General features: G+C 30.7%; 14 protein-coding genes and 1 other RNA gene. 9 read left to right on the plus strand and 6 right to left on the minus strand.

The annotated features are described in order from the left end of the window. Positions 1-114: 114 nt before the first annotated feature. The 3 genes from pheT to LG649_RS03795 all read left to right on the plus strand — a co-directional run bounded on the left by pheT (position 115) and on the right by LG649_RS03795 (position 3,721). Positions 115-2,541 carry a phenylalanine--tRNA ligase subunit beta gene (gene pheT, locus LG649_RS03785; RefSeq protein WP_226541045.1) on the plus strand — a complete coding sequence of 809 codons (2,427 nt, stop codon included), beginning with the start codon at positions 115-117 and terminating at the stop codon, positions 2,539-2,541. Between the two features lie 6 nt (positions 2,542-2,547). Beyond that, the gene (locus LG649_RS03790) at positions 2,548-3,399 is read left to right on the plus strand and encodes a phosphatase PAP2 family protein (protein WP_226541046.1); all 852 of its coding nucleotides are present in this window, start codon (positions 2,548-2,550) and stop codon (positions 3,397-3,399) included. An 88-nt stretch (positions 3,400-3,487) separates the two neighbouring features. Next, positions 3,488-3,721, plus strand: coding sequence for a putative signal transducing protein (locus LG649_RS03795; RefSeq protein WP_226541047.1), 234 nt, complete (start codon positions 3,488-3,490; stop codon positions 3,719-3,721). 10 nt (positions 3,722-3,731) lie between these two features. Here LG649_RS03795 and LG649_RS03800 read toward each other — a convergent pair whose 3' ends face one another. Then, a complete protein-coding gene (locus LG649_RS03800; RefSeq protein ID WP_226541048.1) occupies positions 3,732-5,351 on the minus strand; it encodes an ABC-F family ATP-binding cassette domain-containing protein in 1,620 nt (539 codons plus the stop codon). A gap of 199 nt (positions 5,352-5,550) precedes the next feature. Here LG649_RS03800 and LG649_RS03805 point away from each other — a divergent pair, with 199 nt between their 5' ends. Then, a complete protein-coding gene (locus LG649_RS03805) occupies positions 5,551-6,966 on the plus strand; it encodes a TlpA family protein disulfide reductase (protein ID WP_226541049.1) in 1,416 nt (471 codons plus the stop codon). A 12-nt stretch (positions 6,967-6,978) separates the two neighbouring features. Here LG649_RS03805 and LG649_RS03810 read toward each other — a convergent pair whose 3' ends face one another. Next, positions 6,979-7,779, minus strand: coding sequence for an SDR family oxidoreductase (locus LG649_RS03810; RefSeq protein WP_226541050.1), 801 nt, complete (start codon positions 7,777-7,779; stop codon positions 6,979-6,981). Between the two features lie 56 nt (positions 7,780-7,835). Continuing rightward, an RNA gene (gene ffs, locus LG649_RS03815) (signal recognition particle sRNA small type) lies at positions 7,836-7,934 on the minus strand. An 88-nt stretch (positions 7,935-8,022) separates the two neighbouring features. Between ffs and LG649_RS03820 the strand changes: the two genes are divergently transcribed. Together LG649_RS03820 and LG649_RS03825 are read left to right on the plus strand one after the other, a co-directional pair. After that, positions 8,023-9,054 (plus strand): glutaminyl-peptide cyclotransferase, encoded by a 1,032-nt coding sequence (locus LG649_RS03820; protein ID WP_226541053.1) that lies wholly within the window; start codon positions 8,023-8,025, stop codon positions 9,052-9,054. A 22-nt stretch (positions 9,055-9,076) separates the two neighbouring features. After that, complete coding sequence (locus LG649_RS03825) at positions 9,077-9,550, plus strand: hypothetical protein (RefSeq protein ID WP_226541054.1); 474 nt, start codon at positions 9,077-9,079, stop codon at positions 9,548-9,550. Here LG649_RS03825 and LG649_RS03830 read toward each other — a convergent pair. Together LG649_RS03830 and LG649_RS03835 are read right to left on the minus strand one after the other, a co-directional pair. After that, complete coding sequence (locus LG649_RS03830) at positions 9,540-11,021, minus strand: aminotransferase class V-fold PLP-dependent enzyme (protein ID WP_226541055.1); 1,482 nt, start codon at positions 11,019-11,021, stop codon at positions 9,540-9,542. The genes LG649_RS03825 and LG649_RS03830 overlap by 11 nt on opposite strands. Continuing rightward, positions 11,002-13,047, minus strand: coding sequence for a protein-disulfide reductase DsbD family protein (locus LG649_RS03835; RefSeq protein WP_226541056.1), 2,046 nt, complete (start codon positions 13,045-13,047; stop codon positions 11,002-11,004). The genes LG649_RS03830 and LG649_RS03835 overlap by 20 nt, the downstream gene beginning before the upstream one ends. Positions 13,048-13,374: 327 nt before the next feature. On the opposite strand from LG649_RS03835, the gene LG649_RS03840 reads away from it, so the two are divergent. From LG649_RS03840 to LG649_RS03850, 3 genes are all read left to right on the plus strand, one after another. Then, positions 13,375-13,953, plus strand: a complete 579-nt coding sequence (locus tag LG649_RS03840) for a YceI family protein (protein ID WP_226541060.1) — start codon at positions 13,375-13,377, stop codon at positions 13,951-13,953. A 34-nt stretch (positions 13,954-13,987) separates the two neighbouring features. Then, positions 13,988-15,253 (plus strand): hypothetical protein, encoded by a 1,266-nt coding sequence (locus LG649_RS03845; protein WP_226541062.1) that lies wholly within the window; start codon positions 13,988-13,990, stop codon positions 15,251-15,253. Between the two features lie 94 nt (positions 15,254-15,347). Next, entirely contained in the window at positions 15,348-15,926 is a 579-nt protein-coding gene (locus LG649_RS03850; protein ID WP_226541063.1) for a YceI family protein, read from the plus strand. Positions 15,927-15,931: 5 nt separating this feature from the next. On the opposite strand, the gene LG649_RS03855 is transcribed toward LG649_RS03850, so the two are convergent. Continuing rightward, positions 15,932-16,906, minus strand: coding sequence for a PorP/SprF family type IX secretion system membrane protein (locus LG649_RS03855; protein ID WP_226541064.1), 975 nt, complete (start codon positions 16,904-16,906; stop codon positions 15,932-15,934). Positions 16,907-16,908: the final 2 nt, after the last annotated feature.

Raw genomic sequence — 16,908 nt, forward strand, 5'->3', positions numbered from 1 at the left:
ATATTTTAGTTTATTTATATAGTTTAAAGATAAATTAAAAATTATAGAATTCAATTATTTGAATGCTTCTTTCAATAGTTTTATATTTGCGTCCTTATTTAAGACGTATACTTTATGAAGATTTCATACAATTGGCTAAAACAATTTTTAAACATTGATTGGACTGCAGAAAAAACTGGTGAATTATTAACCGATTTAGGTTTAGAAGTTGAAGGTATTAATGCCTATCAATCTGTAAAAGGAGGACTTGAAGGTGTTGTTATTGGAGAAGTTTTAACTTGTAAAAAACATCCAAATGCCGATAAATTAAATATTACAACTGTAAATATTGGTACCGATACGCCTGTACAAATTGTTTGTGGTGCGCCAAATGTTGCTGCAGGACAAAAAGTACCTGTTGCTACTATTGGTACAACTTTATATACTGAAGAAGGTGAAGCTTGGACCATTAAAAAAGGTAAAATAAGAGGAGAAGAAAGCTTTGGCATGATTTGCGCCGAAGACGAATTAGGCTTAGGTAAATCGCATGATGGAATCATGGTTTTAAACAATGATTTAATTCCTGGTACACCTGCTGCCGAAATATTTGAAATTGAAAACGATCAAGTTTTCGAAATTGGTTTAACACCAAACCGTGCAGATGCTATGAGCCACTGGGGGGTTGCGCGAGATTTAAAAGCGGGATTACTTCAAAAAGATGTTAATTTAGAACTTATAACACCATCTATTAGTGCATTTCATGTAGATAATAGAACGTTAAAAATTGATGTTGAAGTTTTAAATAATGAATTAGCGCCACGCTATTGCGGTGTAACAATTTCTGGATTAAAAATAAAAGAATCGCCAAAGTGGTTACAACACCGTTTAAAGTCTATTGGCTTAGCTCCCATAAACAATGTAGTTGATGCCACAAACTACGTTTTACACGAACTAGGGCAACCTTTACATGCATTTGATGCTGCAAAAATAGCAGGTAATAAAGTAGAAGTAAAAACATTACCAACAGGAACTAAATTTGTTACTTTAGATGGAGTCGAAAGAGAGCTTCATGAAGATGATTTAATGATTTGTGATGCCGAAAAACCTATGTGTATTGCCGGTGTTTTTGGTGGATTAGATTCTGGTGTTACAGAGCACACAACTAGTATTTTTTTAGAAAGCGCTTACTTTAATCCTGTTAGCGTTCGAAAAACTGCTAAACGCCATGGTTTAAACACAGATGCCTCATTTAGGTTCGAGCGCGGTATAGATGCAAACACTACACAATATGCCTTAAAACGCGCTGCGCTTTTAATTAAAGAATTGGCTGGTGGAGAAATTACCTGCGATGTCCTAGATTTTTATCCTAAAAAAATTCAAGATTTTGAAGTAAGGCTTAGTTTTGACAATGTAACGAAATTAATTGGTGAAGAAATTTCAAAAGAAACCATCAAACGTATATTATCCTCTTTAGAAATTAAAGTAAATAATGTTACCGAAGCTGGTTTAGGTTTAACTGTTCCTGCTTACAGAAACGATGTACAGCGTGAAGCTGATATCATCGAAGAAATTTTACGTGTATATGGCTATAATAATGTTGGTAACTCAAAAAAACTGAATGCATCTATTGCTAGTACAACAAGGTTTGAAGATTACAAAATACAAAATGTAGTTGGTACGCAATTAGCCTCTAAAGGCTATTATGAAATTATGACCAACTCACTTACCACGCCAGAATACGTAAGTCTAATCGATCAACTTAAGGAAGAACACAATATTACAATGCTTAACCCGCTAAGCAACGATTTATCTGTATTACGCCAATCGATGCTGTTTTCTGGTTTAGAAGCTATTTCGTTTAATATTAACCGAAAACGTGCCGACTTAAAACTTTTTGAATTTGGTAAAACCTATCACGATTTTAACGGCACTCGCGAAGAACAAAAACATTTAGCTATTTATGTAACAGGTAATCAATCTCATGAAAGTTGGTTATCCTCTAACAGAAAAAGTGAATTCTTCTACTTAAAAGGTACTATTGCTACTATTTTAACACGCTTAGGTATATCTAAATTTAACGAGTCTGTAACTAAAAACGAATTATTAAGTGAAGGATTAAACTTAGGTTTAGGTAAAAACAAATTTGTAGATTTTGGCTTAGTTAAAAAATCTGTTTTAAAACATTTTGATATTTCTCAAGATGTATTGTATGCCGATTTTAATTGGGATACTATTTTAGAGTTTGTAAAACACAACAAAATTGTTTATCAACCTATTACTAAATTCCCAGAAGTAAAGCGTGATTTTGCATTGTTATTGGATGATAGCGTTACTTTTGATTCGATTAACACCATTGCTAAAAAAACTGAAAAACAGCTGCTTAAAAGTGTGAATTTATTTGATGTATACCAAGGTAAAAATTTACCTGCCGGTAAAAAAAGTTATGCGGTTAGCTTTACATTACAAGATGATAAAAAAACCTTAACCGATAAGCAAATAGACAAAATAATGAACAAACTCAAGCAAAACTTTGAGAACCAATTAGGTGCTGAACTTAGATAGTTTTACATGAAAAAGATTTTTATTTTAATTGCTGTTTGTTTTATTTTTTTTGCCAACTATGTAAATGCACAAAATAAACTTTATGAAATAGACCAAGATTCGTCTTCAGTTTGGGGTTTATTTAAATATGACGTTAATACCACTTGGCACGGTGTTAAATATGCTTTTACAAAACCAGTAACATGGAAAGGTAAAGATTTTGCAAAGCTTGGCGGCTTAGTTGCTGGAACCGCTATTTTATCTTTAGCAGATGAAAGCGTTAACGAATTTGCACAAAGACAAGTATCGGACTTTCCTGGTATAGTTCGAGATTTTGGCTGGTATTTTGGTAGCCCACAAAATTACTTTATGGCCAATGCTGGTTTATACGGTTTTGGGTTATTAACAAAAAACGAAAAAGTAAGATATACTAGTGTTTTAATTATTTCGTCATCGGTTACTACTGGTTTTTTACAATCATTAGCAAAAAATGCCTTTGGTAGAGCACGACCAGGTACGGATTTAGGGCCATATAACTTCAAGCCTTTTTCAAGTGAAGGAGGACAACATTCTTTTCCTTCTGGACATACTGTTTTATCTATCACTATGGCTCATGCCATTGCTAAACAATTTAAAAATCCGTGGGTAAAATCTGGAATATATACCATAGGGGCAATTCCACCTATTTCTAGGTTAATTGACAATGCCCATTGGCTAACAGATATTGCTTTTAGCACGGTAGTAAGTATTATTGTAGTAGATACTATAGATGCTTTTTTAAAGCGAAATAACGCCTATAATTTACACCAAAAACCTAAAAACATAAGTTGGAATATTACTTTTGGAGGTAACAAAATTGGTTTAGTAGGAACTTTCTAACAAAAAAATATGTTAATCCTGATTTTTTTTAATTAAAATCAGGATTTTTTTCTTAAATTTAAAGGTAATCCAATTAAAACTAAACGTCATGTCAAACTACATTAAAGTATTTTCCGGAAATTTTATCGATGTGCAACGCATTTTTAGCGAACTAGAAAAAGAAAGCATTTGTGCAGTAATTAAAGATGAGTCAGAATCTGGCCGATTAGCCGGTTTCGGTTCTTCTATACTTGGTTTTCAAGAAATTCATGTACACAAAGACGAATTAGACCGTGCAATTTTAACTGTTGAAAAAATTGCATCAGAAGAATTTCAAGATTAAATTTCAAATATTATACACTATACATTTTATCGCGTAATTCTTTTATTTTTTTGTCCTGCATGTACTCATCAAAAGTAGTGTAACGATCTATTATACCATTTGGTGTTAATTCTATTACACGGTTTGCCACGGTTTGCGCAAACTCATGGTCGTGTGTGGTAAATAAAATAGTGCCTTTAAAGTTTTTTAATGAGTTATTAAAAGCAGTAATACTTTCTAGGTCAAGGTGGTTTGTTGGTTCATCTAACATTAAAACATTAGCTCTTACCATCATCATTCTACTTAACATACAACGTACTTTTTCTCCACCAGAAAGTACGTTTGATTTTTTTAGAGCCTCTTCTCCACTAAAAATCATTTTACCTAAAAATCCACGAATATAAACTTCTTCTCGTTCTTCTTCGGTTTGTGCCCATTGGCGTAACCAATCTACTAAACTTAAATCGTTTTCAAAATATTCACTGTTATCTAAAGGTAAATACGATTGTGTGGTTGTTACACCCCATGCAAATTTTCCAGAATCGGCTTTTTCGTTATCATTTATAATTTGATAAAATGCTGTGGTTGCTCTTGAATCTCTAGAAAACACAACTACTTTATCTCCTTTTTGAAGATTTAAATCTATATTTTTAAATAGTAATTCACCATCAATTGAAGCTTCTAAACCTTCAATATTTAAAATTTGATCTCCTGCTTCGCGCTCACGTTCAAAAATAATAGCTGGATAACGGCGACTAGTTGGCCTTATATCTTCAATATTAAGCTTATCAATCATCTTTTTTCTACTAGTTGCTTGTTTACTTTTAGCAACGTTAGCTGAAAAACGACGAATAAATTCTTCCAATTCTTTCTTTTTCTCTTCGGCTTTTTTGTTTTGTTGTGCACGTTGTCTCGCTGCTAATTGCGAAGATTCGTACCAAAATGTGTAATTACCCGAGTAGTGATTGATTTTTCCAAAATCGATGTCAGAAATATGTGTACAAACAGCATCTAGAAAGTGACGGTCGTGCGATACTACAATAACACATTTGTGGTAGTTTGCTAAAAAGTTTTCTAACCAAGAAATAGTTTCATAATCTAAATCGTTGGTAGGTTCATCCATAATTAATACATCTGGACTACCAAATAAGGCTTGGGCTAATAATACTCTTACTTTTTGCTTCCCATCTAAATCGTTCATTAAGGTATAATGAAACTCTTCTTTAATACCTAAATTTGATAACATTGCTGCAGCATCGCTATCGGCATTCCAGCCATTCATTTCTTCAAATTCTACTTGTAATTCTCCAATTTTTTCGGCATTTTCATCGGTATAATCTGCATAAAGCGCATCAATCTGAGATTTTATTTTAAATAATGGCTTGTTTCCCATTAAAACAGTTTCTAAAACCGTATGCTCATCATATAAATTATGATTTTGCTCTAGTACAGACATACGTTTACCAGCTTCTAAATGTACTTGTCCGGAAGTCGCTTCCATTTTACCAGATAGTATTTTTAAAAACGTAGATTTTCCAGAACCATTGGCCCCAATAATACCATAACAATTACCATTAGTAAATGTTGTATTTACTTCGTCAAAAAGTATACGTTTGCCAAATTGAACAGAAAGATTAGAAACTGATAACATATAAAAATAAATTTTTGCAAAAGTATAAAATTGTATTGGTTTGCTGAAAATTACTTGAAACCTTTTTACATTTATTTACTAGCTTCAAAATATAATTGCTTAATATTTAACAACGCATTAACAAGAGTTTAGTATTACAAAAGCTACATTTGTTTACAAATTTATTTTATTGCAAAAAAATTACGCTCTCGATACATTTATGAAATGGTTAGTTCCCTTAACTTTTATTACACTTTCTTTTTTGAGTTGTAAAAACGACTCGAAGGAAGAAAACTATGCATACGTTGGGGGAGAAATAATAAACCCCATGACAAACTTTGTTGTTTTAACTAAAGACAAAGTGATAATTGATACGGTTAAATTAGACTCAAAAAACCGATTTTTATACAAAGTTAATAACTTAAACCCTGGTTTTTATACATTTAGACATGGCGGTGAATTTCAAAATATGCTTTTAGAACCTAAGGATAGTTTGTTACTAAGATTAAACACTTTAGAGTTTGACGAGTCGCTAGTTTTTTCTGGTATTGGTAATAAAAAGAACAATTACTTTATTGATTGTTTTTTAGATCATGAAAAACAAGAAAAATACATATTTAAAATATGCCAGCTAAAACCAGAGAATTATTTAAAGCATATTGACTCTTTAAATGAAATAAAAATAAATAAATTAGAAAAATTTAATAAAAAATATAAACCTACAGAGCTATTTAATAAAATAGCTAAAGCCAATATTAATTTTGATTATTACACAAATAAAGAAGTTTATCCTTTTATTCATTATGGCCGAAATAAAAAAGCTATTTTAGAATCATTACCTGAAGATTTTTACGATTACAGAAAAAATATTGATTATAACGATACTTTTTTTAGTAAATACCAAAATTATAATGTGTTTTTAAGAAAAAATATCAGCAACATTTCCTTAAACATTCACTACTCGCATTCTGATGATAAAAATTTTAAACGTAAATCGTTATGCTATAATTTAGATAAACTTAACTTAATTGATAGTTTAGTAACCAATACAAGTATAAAAGATGACCTGCTGTATTATTTTACAATGGATTATGTTTCAAAAAATCAAGATATTGAAGATAACAAGGTTGTTTTAAATTCGTACTTAGCAAAAAGTAAAGATGATAAAGGAAAAGAGGTAATTGAGCGTATTATAGCCTCTATTGATAGGTTAAAAACAGGAAAAAAACTTCCGGATTTCAATGTTTTAGATTATGGTGAAAACAATTACAACGTAGCCTCTTTAATAAATAACAATACAGTAATATCGTTTTGGTCTCAGTCTTACTACAAACATTTTAAGGACAGCCATAAACGTATTAAAGAATTACAGAAAAAATACCCAGAAATTAATTTTGTTAGAATAAACACCGATAATCTTTCGGCAACCCGATCTAAAAAACTGCTTAAAAATCATAACTATAGTTTTAAAAACGAGTATACACTAGAAAACCCTTTGTCTGCTAAAGAAACTCTAGCAATTTACCCGGTAACTAAAACCTTTATTGTTGACAAAAACAATAATATTGTAAGTAGCAACTCTAATCTTTTTTCTTTAAGATTTGAAAAAGAGCTACTTGGTTTAATAAATAAATAAAAGCTTATTTTTTTATAATTTATAATGCTTAATTAAAAGCTTTTCGTAAGCTTTATCTGAAAGTAAAAATTTAAGCACTATTGAAAATTTCTGCATAAAGGCTCCTACTTTATAATGAATTTTTGGAGACTTATTTTCTATTATTTTTTTAACAGCTTTTGCAACCTCAATTGGGTCATCACTATTATCTACATCATCATCAATATCTTGTAAAACCGAAGGGTATAATTTATAAGGCGACGTTTTTAAAGCCGGAGCATGATAACGCCCTGCAGCTATATTTGTAGCAAAATCACCTGGCGCTAAATTCGCCATTTTAATATTAAAGTCTTTTAGTTCTATTCTAAAAGCTTCTGTAATTAATGAAAAAGCACCTTTACTGGCACTATAAACACCCCTGTAAGGCAATCCCATATAACCTGCAATAGATGTAACATTAATGATTAAACCTGAATATTGCTTACGCATTTGTGGTAACACCGCTTTAATTACATTTATTGGACCGAAAAAATTAGTATCAAAATTGTTTCGTATTTCAGCTTCAGGTATTTCTTCTATTGGCCCCGTAATGCCAACACCAGCATTGTTAATTAAAACATCAATTTTATTTTCTTTCTCAATTACTTGCGCTATACAACTGTTAATAGTATTCACACTTTTAACATCTAGCTGCAAAATAGGAAACTTACTTTTTTTGTATTTTTCTGGGCTTCTACTGGTTCCGTAAACCACATAATTATTTTCTAATAAAAACTCGCCAATGGCTTTTCCAATTCCAGAAGAACCACCTGTAATTAAAACAACTTTAGACATTTAATAAAAATTTATAGCTTAAAGATAAGAAAGAAATACTTACAATTGGGCATAAAAAAAGGCAAGCTACCTACATCACACCGCTACGACCATTTACCTTTGCTTCGTTCCCGACCTGGAGGATTCAACAGGAGCTGGTTGTGTAGGACTTGCCGGGTGCAAATATACAATCTTTTAAAAATATCACAATGATTTTTTTAACCGATTTTAAATAAATATCTTGCTTTAAAATTTAAGTAAAACATGACACGCTACAATTACCTAACAATCATAATTTTATCGCTTGTTTTAACATCTTGCGGATCAAAATCTAATAATAAAAAAAGCTATTTTTCTATAGAAACTAATGCTAAAAAAGGCAATATTTCTAATAACGAAACGCTAAAACTGTCAATTTCTAACAAAAAAAACATTAAAATTGATTCGGTTAGTTATACTCTAGATGGAAAAATAATTAATGAATCTACAGATTTAAATAATTTTAAATTAGGAAAACAAACTGTTGAAGCTACTGTTTACTTTAATAGCGAAAAACAAACCACAACAACACCTGTTACTATATTAAATAGCGAACTTCCTAAAGTTTATAAGTATAAAATTGTAAACGAGTATCCTCATGATATAACGTCTTACACACAAGGTTTAGAGTTTTTTAATGATACACTTTACGAAAGTACAGGGCAATATAAAGAATCGAAGCTACGCAAAGTTGACTATAAAACTGGTGAAGTTATAAAGAATATAAACTTAGCTAATGAATATTTTGGTGAAGGCTTAACCATATTAAACAATAAAGTATACCAACTTACCTGGCAAAAAGGCACTGGTTTTGTTTATAATGTTGATACTTTTGAAAAACTAAGCAGCTTTAAATACGGAAATAGTAAAGAAGGTTGGGGTTTATGTAACAACGATACTACTTTATATAAAAGTGATGGAAGTGAAAAAATTTGGTTACTAAACCCAGAAACCCTTGCGGAAGAAAGTTTTATACAAGTATACACCAACAAAGGTAAAATTGTGGGTATTAATGAAATGGAATGGATAAACGGTAAAATTTATGCCAATCGTTACCAAAAAGATGGTGTTGCCATTATTAATCCTGTGAACGGTGCTATTGAAGCTGTTATTGACTTTTCTCCGTTAAAAAAACTAGTAACCCAACACGATGGTCTAGATGTTTTAAACGGTATTGCCTATAACCCTAAAACCAATACTATTTTTGTAACCGGAAAACGTTGGGATAAATTATTTGAAGTTGAAATTATAGAATAGTTAAAATAGAATAACTTAACTCATGCTTCAAACCAGACATTTCAATTTATGCGAGCATAGTAAAAGGAGTTTGAAACATGGAATTACTTGTGGATTAACTAATAAAAAACCGGATTTTATAGAATTTTGCCCGAATATAAAATTTACTGAAGCTTTTAATAATTCCTATAAATCCTTAAATAGTGACATAAAAATAGCTCGAAAAGGTAAAATAGTAGCCTACATAAAATTTGCACTATTAATTATTATCGGTCTATTTGTAATTTTAAAAAGTTACTATTTATTAATTGAAGCAAACACCCGAGATTATTCCAGATCTGGTTATCATTATTTTAAGTTAGCTATTTTAGTTTTAATTTTAGGTTCTGCAATTGTAAAACTAGGATTTATAAGTCTTTCTAATTATATAAAACCACTTAGAGAGCTAAAGTTTGAAAAGAAAGAAATAGATTTAATTCTTAGAAAATACAATAAATATAAAAGCACTAAACTTTAAACCAATTTTCGGTAATTTTTTGTTCAGTATTTAAATTACTATTGTGTATATACTCGTTTTTAGTAGCGTTATAAGTATAATCTTCACCCCAAATTTTATAATTTTCGGCAACTTGTTTAATAGCATCGCAAATAAACTCAATTTCGGCATTCGTCATGGTTGGGTGTACAGACATTCTAATCCAACCTGGGCGTTCAATTAAACAACCTTCTAATATTTTTTGTTCTATAGCTTTTGATGTGTTTTGGTCTACATGCAACAAATAATGGCCGTAGGTTCCAGCACAAGAACAACCACCACGCGTTTGCACTCCAAAACGATCGTTTAAAAGCTTCACTATTAAATTAAAGTGTACACCTTCTAAATAAAACGAAAATACACCGAGTCTTTCTTTATTGTTAGGTGCGAGAATATTTAGGTTATTAATTTTAGACAATTTCTGAAAAACCAAATCGTTAATTTCGTGCTCTCTTGCTAAAATATTTTCTACACCCATTTGCTCTTTTAATTGAATTGAAAGTGCAATTTTTATAGCTTGTAAAAATCCTGGTGTACCGCCATCTTCTCGCGTTTCAATATCATCAATATAATCATGATCGCCCCAAGGGTTGGTGTAATTTACAGTGCCTCCTCCCGGATTATCGGGTACCAAATTTTTATATAATTTTTTATTGAATATTAATACGCCTGAAGTACCTGGGCCACCTAAAAATTTATGAGGCGAAAACGTAACAGCGTCTAAATATTCCTCTTCATTTTCAGGATGCATGTTTATATTTACATAAGGCGCAGAACATGCAAAATCCACGAAACACAACCCGTTATTTTGATGCATTATTTTCGCGACTTCATGATAATTTGTTTGAATACCAGTAACATTAGAGCAAGCCGTTATAGCTGCTATTTTAATTGGTGTATTTTGATGCTCAACTAATAATTTTTCAAGATTATCTATGCAAGGTAAACCTTCGTCGTTACAAGGTATTACTTTAACTCTAGCAATGGTTTCTAGCCAACTTGTTTGGTTGGAATGATGCTCCATATGTGACACAAAAATAATAGGGCGTTTTTCTTCTGGGACTTCGGTATTATCTTTTAAATTTTCATTTAATTTTATCCCTAAAATACGCTGAAACTTGTTGATTGCTCCCGTCATTCCGGTACCAACAGTTATTAAAACATCGTCTTTAGATGCATTAACGTGTTTCTTAATTATGTTTCTAGCATCATGATAAGCCAAAGTCATGGTAGAACCCGTTATTGAAGTTTCGGTGTGCGTATTTGCAACAAACGGCCCTATATCCTTTACCAATTTATCTTCTATTGGGCGATACAGTCTACCGCTTGCGGTCCAATCGGCGTAAATAATTTTTTTTCTTCCGTAAGGCGAATCAAAATAGGAATCTACACCAACAACATGTTCTCTAAATTTTGAGAAATATTGTTCTAAGTTAGTTAAGTTTGAAACCATAACTTCCTGAATTATTTTTAAAACTCTCTAAACCACATTCTAAAAATTTAGCATATTCAATTTCATCTGGGGTGTAACCAACGGGTTCATTTAAAATTTTTGTACCATCGCTATTAAGTAAAACATAATATGGTTGAGAATTTGTTTGAAAAAATTGAGTTTGAAAATGAGCCCATTTATGTCCATAATTCTTTAAAGTTCGAATTCCACCATCTACTCTACTCACTTCAATTTGTTCATTGTCTGGCAATTCTTTTTTATCATCTACATAAAGAGATATTAAAACATAATCATTCCTTAAATAATTATCTACACTTTTTTTAGACCATACATGCTCTTCCATCTTTCTACAATTTACACAAGCGTAACCAGTAAAATCTAACATTACAGGTTTATTTACTTTTTGGGCATAAGCAATTCCTGTTTTTAAATCTTTAAAGCATTCTAAATTATTAGGGCAATCATTTGGGTAGAAAAAACTGTAACCAACAGGAGGCGCTAAACCACTTAATAATGTTAAAGAAGAAAATGTATTGGTTTCTTTATTAACGCGAAATCCAGATGCTAAATATATTACAAACGAGGCAACTAAAATGCCTCCTGAAATTCTAGAAAATGATAACTTTAATAAAGGGGAATCGTGAGGGAATTTAATTTTACCAAATAAATACAAGGCTAATCCTGCAAAAATTATAATCCAGATTATTAAAAATGGTTCTATTTTTAAAATACCCCAATGTTGAACCAAATCTGCATTTGATAAGAATTTGAAAGCCAAAGCTAATTCTAAAAACCCTAAAATAACTTTTGTTGTATTTAACCAACCACCAGATTTTGGCAATGCATTTAACATGTTAGGAAACATTGCAAATAAAGCAAATGGTAATCCTAAAGATACCCCAAAACCTGCCATTCCTGCTGTAAGTTGCCATGCTCCCCCATCTGAAGATAGCGATCCTGCTAAAAGTGACCCTAAAATTGGGCCTGTACATGAAAACGACACAATGGCAAGCGTTAATGCCATAAAAAAGATTCCTATTAATCCTCCAGAATTTTCTCCTTGGGTGGTTTTATTTGTCCAGCTTGCTGGAAGTGTTAATTCGTAGTAACCAAAAAACGAAAAGGCAAAAAAGATGAAGATGACAAAAAAGATAACATTTAGCCAAACATTTGTTGAAATTTCGTTTAATATGTCTGGGTTAACTGAATCTAGTAAATGAAATGGAACACTTAACAATATGTAAACTGCAAAAATAAAGAAACCATAAAGCAATGCTTTAGAGATTCCTGAAGCTTTAGTTTGTCCGCTTTTTTTTGTAAAAAAGCTTACTGTTAAAGGAATCATTGGAAATACACATGGTGTTAATAAAGCTAATAAACCGCCTAAAAAACCTAAACCAAAAATACTCCATAAAGATTTATTGCTTTCTTCTGAAGTTGACTTTATCTCTACATCACAATTATTATCAGCCTTTGTTATATTGTTTATAGATAAGCCATAAAGAGATTGATTTAACTCTGAATTGTTGACTAATTTCTCAATATCATTTTTTTTTTCTACTGAAACACTATCACTGCTTAAATAAAAAACTAATTCTACTTCATTTGGTGGCAAACAACGCTTATCGTCGCAAACCATAAATTCTACCACACCTTTAATTGATTCAATATCAGAATTTAACAAAGCTACTTTTTGAGTAAATATTGCACTATTTTCAAAGAATTTAATTTTCATTTGAAATATAGGGTCATCAATAGTATGGCCCTCTTCTTCAGTAGTCTTTTCAGCTAATTGATAATTTTCAGCTTTATCTATATAGTTAAAAGAAGTTGGTATCGGTCCCCCATCGGGAACAGATTGAGAATACAAATGCCAACCTGTTTCAATAGTAGCAATAGATATAAGTTTATATTCGGTATCTGAAAGTTTTTCAACCGAAGTACTCCACTTTACCGGATTTAAAATTTGAGAAAATCCGTTAAATCCAATTAAAAATAATAAAGCTAATAGTAATTTATGTTTCATGTTAAGGGCTTAAATATATTTCAATATAAAATTTTTGCTTTAAATGCACTTTTAAATTCTCATAATATTCTTTTCAATCATAAATTTTTAAAAAAAATAGAGCATTATAAATGTGGTAAAATTAATGTTTTTGACTCATATAAAACGTTATAATTTCCTTAAAACGGTTTAAATGAATATGGTTTAATTTTCATGATAATTTAATTTAACACTGTTTTTTTGTTAAAATCTTCCTCGTTGAGTTATTTTTTTTCAAATATGACAAATGTCATAATTCACCTTTCACATAATAATGACCTTTGAACCATAATTAAAAAACAATCCAATATGACCTATTTAGCATCATCGAAAATAAAATTCGCAGTATGTATTTTATTTTCATTTATTTCCAGTTTAATGTTCTCTCAAGAATACCAATTAGATAGTGCATCTACCTTAAGCGTTTATGGTACTTCTAGCCTACACGACTGGCATATTACTACAACATCGTATAGCGGAAGTATTAGTTTTACTAATGTAAATACTGGTGAAATTAAAACTTGTAATGTTACAATTCCTACTGAAACTTTAAAAAGTGGCAAATCTGCAATGGATAAAAATACTTATAAAGCTTTACAAACTAACAAGTATAAAAATATAAGTTTTACACTTACTAAAGCAGATAATGCTACAGTAACATCTGAAGGGAACTTTAGTATAAAAGCTACAGGTAATTTAACCATAGCTGGAACAAAAAAATTGATAACTCTAAATTTAAATGTAATTGCATCTCAAAACCAAATCAAGCTAACGGGAGAAAAAACTTTTAAAATGAGTGAGTTTAATATTGAGCCACCTACTGCATTATTTGGTACAGTTACCACTGGCGATGAAATTACCATAAAATTTAATTCAATTTTTAAATAAAATATTATTAAAACAACCTTAAAATTATATAATCATGATATCAAAATTTAAAACATCAATCACATTATTAGTTGTGCTACTAAGTTTTAGTTTATTTGCACAAAACAGACAATTAGATAATTACAGACAACCAGATAAAAACGGTGTAAATGTATTTGAAGCTCCAAAAGACAGCGATTCAACCTTTGATGGCGTTAAAGTTCGAGTTGGAGGTTCTTCCACACTACAATTTCAAGCTATAGACCACGAGAACTCTGGAGTTACCGAATTAGCAGAAATTGGATACAACATTAATTTAGCCACTGCTAACTTAGATTTAGATGTTGCTTTATACGACGGAGTTAGAATGCACTTAAGAACTTATTTATCTTCAAGACACCACAACGAACCATATGTTAAAGGTGGATACTTTCAAATAGATAAATTGGAATTTATAAGTGAAGGCTTTTTAGAAGATTTTATGAAGAATGTTACCATTAAAATTGGACATATGGAAACCAATTACGGTGATGCACATTTTAGAAGAACAGATAATGCTCAAGCCATTTTTAACCCTTTTGTTGGTAACTTAATTATGGATGCGTTTACAACCGAAGTTGGTGCCGAATTCTATTACAACACACACAAAGGTTTGTTTGCCATGGTTGGTTTTACAAACGGTAAATTAAACCAATCTGTTGAAGAATCTGATGGAGATACAGGTGGAGCTTCATTTATAGCCAAATTAGGATACGATAAGCAATTAAACGACGATTTAAGACTTAGATTAACAGGATCTGTATACAATACAGGTTATGTTCCTAACTCTTACTTATATGCTGCTGACAGAGCGGGATCTAGATATTATAATGTTTTACAAGCTGCCGATGCAACAAGCGATAATTTTAGATCTGGACGTTATAACCCCGCATTTGGTAATAAAGTTACTGCTATAATGATTAATCCTTTTGTTAAATACAACGGTTTAGAGTTCTTTGGAACCTTTGAAACTTCAAGCGGAAACTCTATAGGTGCAGAAGAAAGAACGGCAACACAATTAGCCGGAGAATTGATTTATAGATTTGGTAAAAACGAAAATCTATTTGTTGGAGCAAGATATAACACTGTTGAGGCAGACGATACTAGTGGTGAAGATATAACCATTAACAGAACACAACTTGGTGCTGGTTGGTTTATGACAAAAAACATATTAATGAAAGCAGAATACGTTAATCAAACATATGATGGCTTTACATCTGGAAGCCTTTACGACGATTCCAAGTTTAATGGCCTTATGCTAGAAGCCGTAATAAGCTTTTAAATTCAACCATAATTGAATAAAACCTTACATTAAAATGGTTGTTGTTTAACAAACTATTTTAATGTAAGGTTTTTAATTTTTTAAACTTAAAATCATGAAAGTTATTATAATATTAATTGCAGCTATTCTTCAATTTAGTTTTATAAACAATCCCATAAATAAAACTAGCGTAAAAATTAACCCAGAAAGCACTTTGATTATTGAGGGTAAAACCAATGTTAACCAATTTTATTGTAACTATAATACTTCAAAATTAAATCATGAAATTCCAGTAAAATTCTTTATTGAAGCAAATCAAAAAGTCGTTTTTAACAATACTATATTAAAACTTAACAACCAGTTATTCGATTGTGGAAACGATATCATGAATAAAGATTTTAGAAACCTTTTAAAATCTAAAAAACATCCAAATATTTCTATTCAATTATTAGAAATTGAAAAAAAATCTAATAAAAAAATAGAAGCAAAACTTAATATTGAATTGGCTGGTGTTAGTAGACTGTTTAAAATACCTGTTATTGTTGAAAATTACGAAAGCAATATTCGTGTTAACGGTAAAATTGAAATTGATATTTTAGAATATAATTTAGAACCACCTAAAAAGCTTTTAGGAATGGTTAAAGTTGATAACACTATTAATGTATTATTCAACCTTTCTCTTACAAAAGGTTAAATAGATTAGTGCACAGGACTTTGAGTACACGGACAATTACTAATACCTTGTAAGAAATCAAAACCTATAGTTACTACATGTGTACCGGAGTTATAGCCAAAAAAATCGTTGGTTGTTAATTGATAGGCATACCCAAAATAAAATTGGGATTTTTTAAATCCTACCATAGGGCCAATATTTAAAGGTTTAAAAATTTGATCGTTTAAAAAACGATACGATACCCCTCCCCATATGTAGTCTTCTCGTCTATTATATTTCCTTACTTTAAAGTTTAAATCGGTACTTGACCTATCATCACTAGCGTAATATTGAAAAAATGCTGATGGCTCAAACTCTAAACCACTTTTTTTGGCGCCTGCGATGGTTAAACCTGTATAAACCTGATAATTCAAAAGCAAATTAGGCTCAAAAACCGTTTCAAAATTATCTAAATCCTTTGGCAAAAGGTTATTAAAGTTTAAACTTAAAAAGTATCCTTTCCATCTAAATAAGGCGCCTACATCAAAATTATGGTTTGTAGTACTTCTATCATCATTTACATAAGGATCAATTGTTGGATTAGTATAAGTTGGATCGAAATTATCAATATTAATTCTAAAGGTGTTTAAATTGTATGAAATACCAAAAGACAAATACATTTTCTCATAATAATCTAGAATTAAGTGATGTGCAAATGAAAATTTAGCACCTTGCTGTATCGTATTTCCATTACTATCATTATATAATGATACACCCAAACCTGATCTATCTGCTATTCGAAAATCTATATATGCAGATTGGTTGTCTGGTGCATCTTTTATACCTACCCATTGTGTTAAACCATTAAGCCTAACTCTTAAATTATCACCAATACCCGCATAAGTTGGAGAGACTACAAAGTTATTGTCAGCCAAATACTGTGTAAATACTGGTAAATTTAACTCCTGAGCGTAGCTTTTTACAATTACTACTAAAAATATATAGGTTATTAGTTTTTTCATAA

This window comes from Neotamlana laminarinivorans (genome assembly GCF_020523925.1).
In the GTDB taxonomy this organism is placed as follows: domain Bacteria; phylum Bacteroidota; class Bacteroidia; order Flavobacteriales; family Flavobacteriaceae; genus Neotamlana; species Neotamlana laminarinivorans.

Bases quoted from the DNA above. Each gene is read 5' to 3' on its own strand.
- pheT (WP_226541045.1), top strand. From the start codon at position 115: ATGAAGATTTCATACAATTGGCTAAAACAATTTTTAAACATTGATTGG.
- LG649_RS03790 (WP_226541046.1), top strand. From the start codon at position 2,548: ATGAAAAAGATTTTTATTTTAATTGCTGTTTGTTTTATTTTTTTTGCC.
- LG649_RS03795 (WP_226541047.1), top strand. From the start codon at position 3,488: ATGTCAAACTACATTAAAGTATTTTCCGGAAATTTTATCGATGTGCAA.
- LG649_RS03800 (WP_226541048.1), bottom strand. From the start codon at position 5,351: ATGTTATCAGTTTCTAATCTTTCTGTTCAATTTGGCAAACGTATACTT.
- LG649_RS03805 (WP_226541049.1), top strand. From the start codon at position 5,551: ATGAAATGGTTAGTTCCCTTAACTTTTATTACACTTTCTTTTTTGAGT.
- LG649_RS03810 (WP_226541050.1), bottom strand. From the start codon at position 7,779: ATGTCTAAAGTTGTTTTAATTACAGGTGGTTCTTCTGGAATTGGAAAA.
- LG649_RS03820 (WP_226541053.1), top strand. From the start codon at position 8,023: ATGACACGCTACAATTACCTAACAATCATAATTTTATCGCTTGTTTTA.
- LG649_RS03825 (WP_226541054.1), top strand. From the start codon at position 9,077: ATGCTTCAAACCAGACATTTCAATTTATGCGAGCATAGTAAAAGGAGT.
- LG649_RS03830 (WP_226541055.1), bottom strand. From the start codon at position 11,021: ATGGTTTCAAACTTAACTAACTTAGAACAATATTTCTCAAAATTTAGA.
- LG649_RS03835 (WP_226541056.1), bottom strand. From the start codon at position 13,047: ATGAAACATAAATTACTATTAGCTTTATTATTTTTAATTGGATTTAAC.
- LG649_RS03840 (WP_226541060.1), top strand. From the start codon at position 13,375: ATGACCTATTTAGCATCATCGAAAATAAAATTCGCAGTATGTATTTTA.
- LG649_RS03845 (WP_226541062.1), top strand. From the start codon at position 13,988: ATGATATCAAAATTTAAAACATCAATCACATTATTAGTTGTGCTACTA.
- LG649_RS03850 (WP_226541063.1), top strand. From the start codon at position 15,348: ATGAAAGTTATTATAATATTAATTGCAGCTATTCTTCAATTTAGTTTT.
- LG649_RS03855 (WP_226541064.1), bottom strand. From the start codon at position 16,906: ATGAAAAAACTAATAACCTATATATTTTTAGTAGTAATTGTAAAAAGC.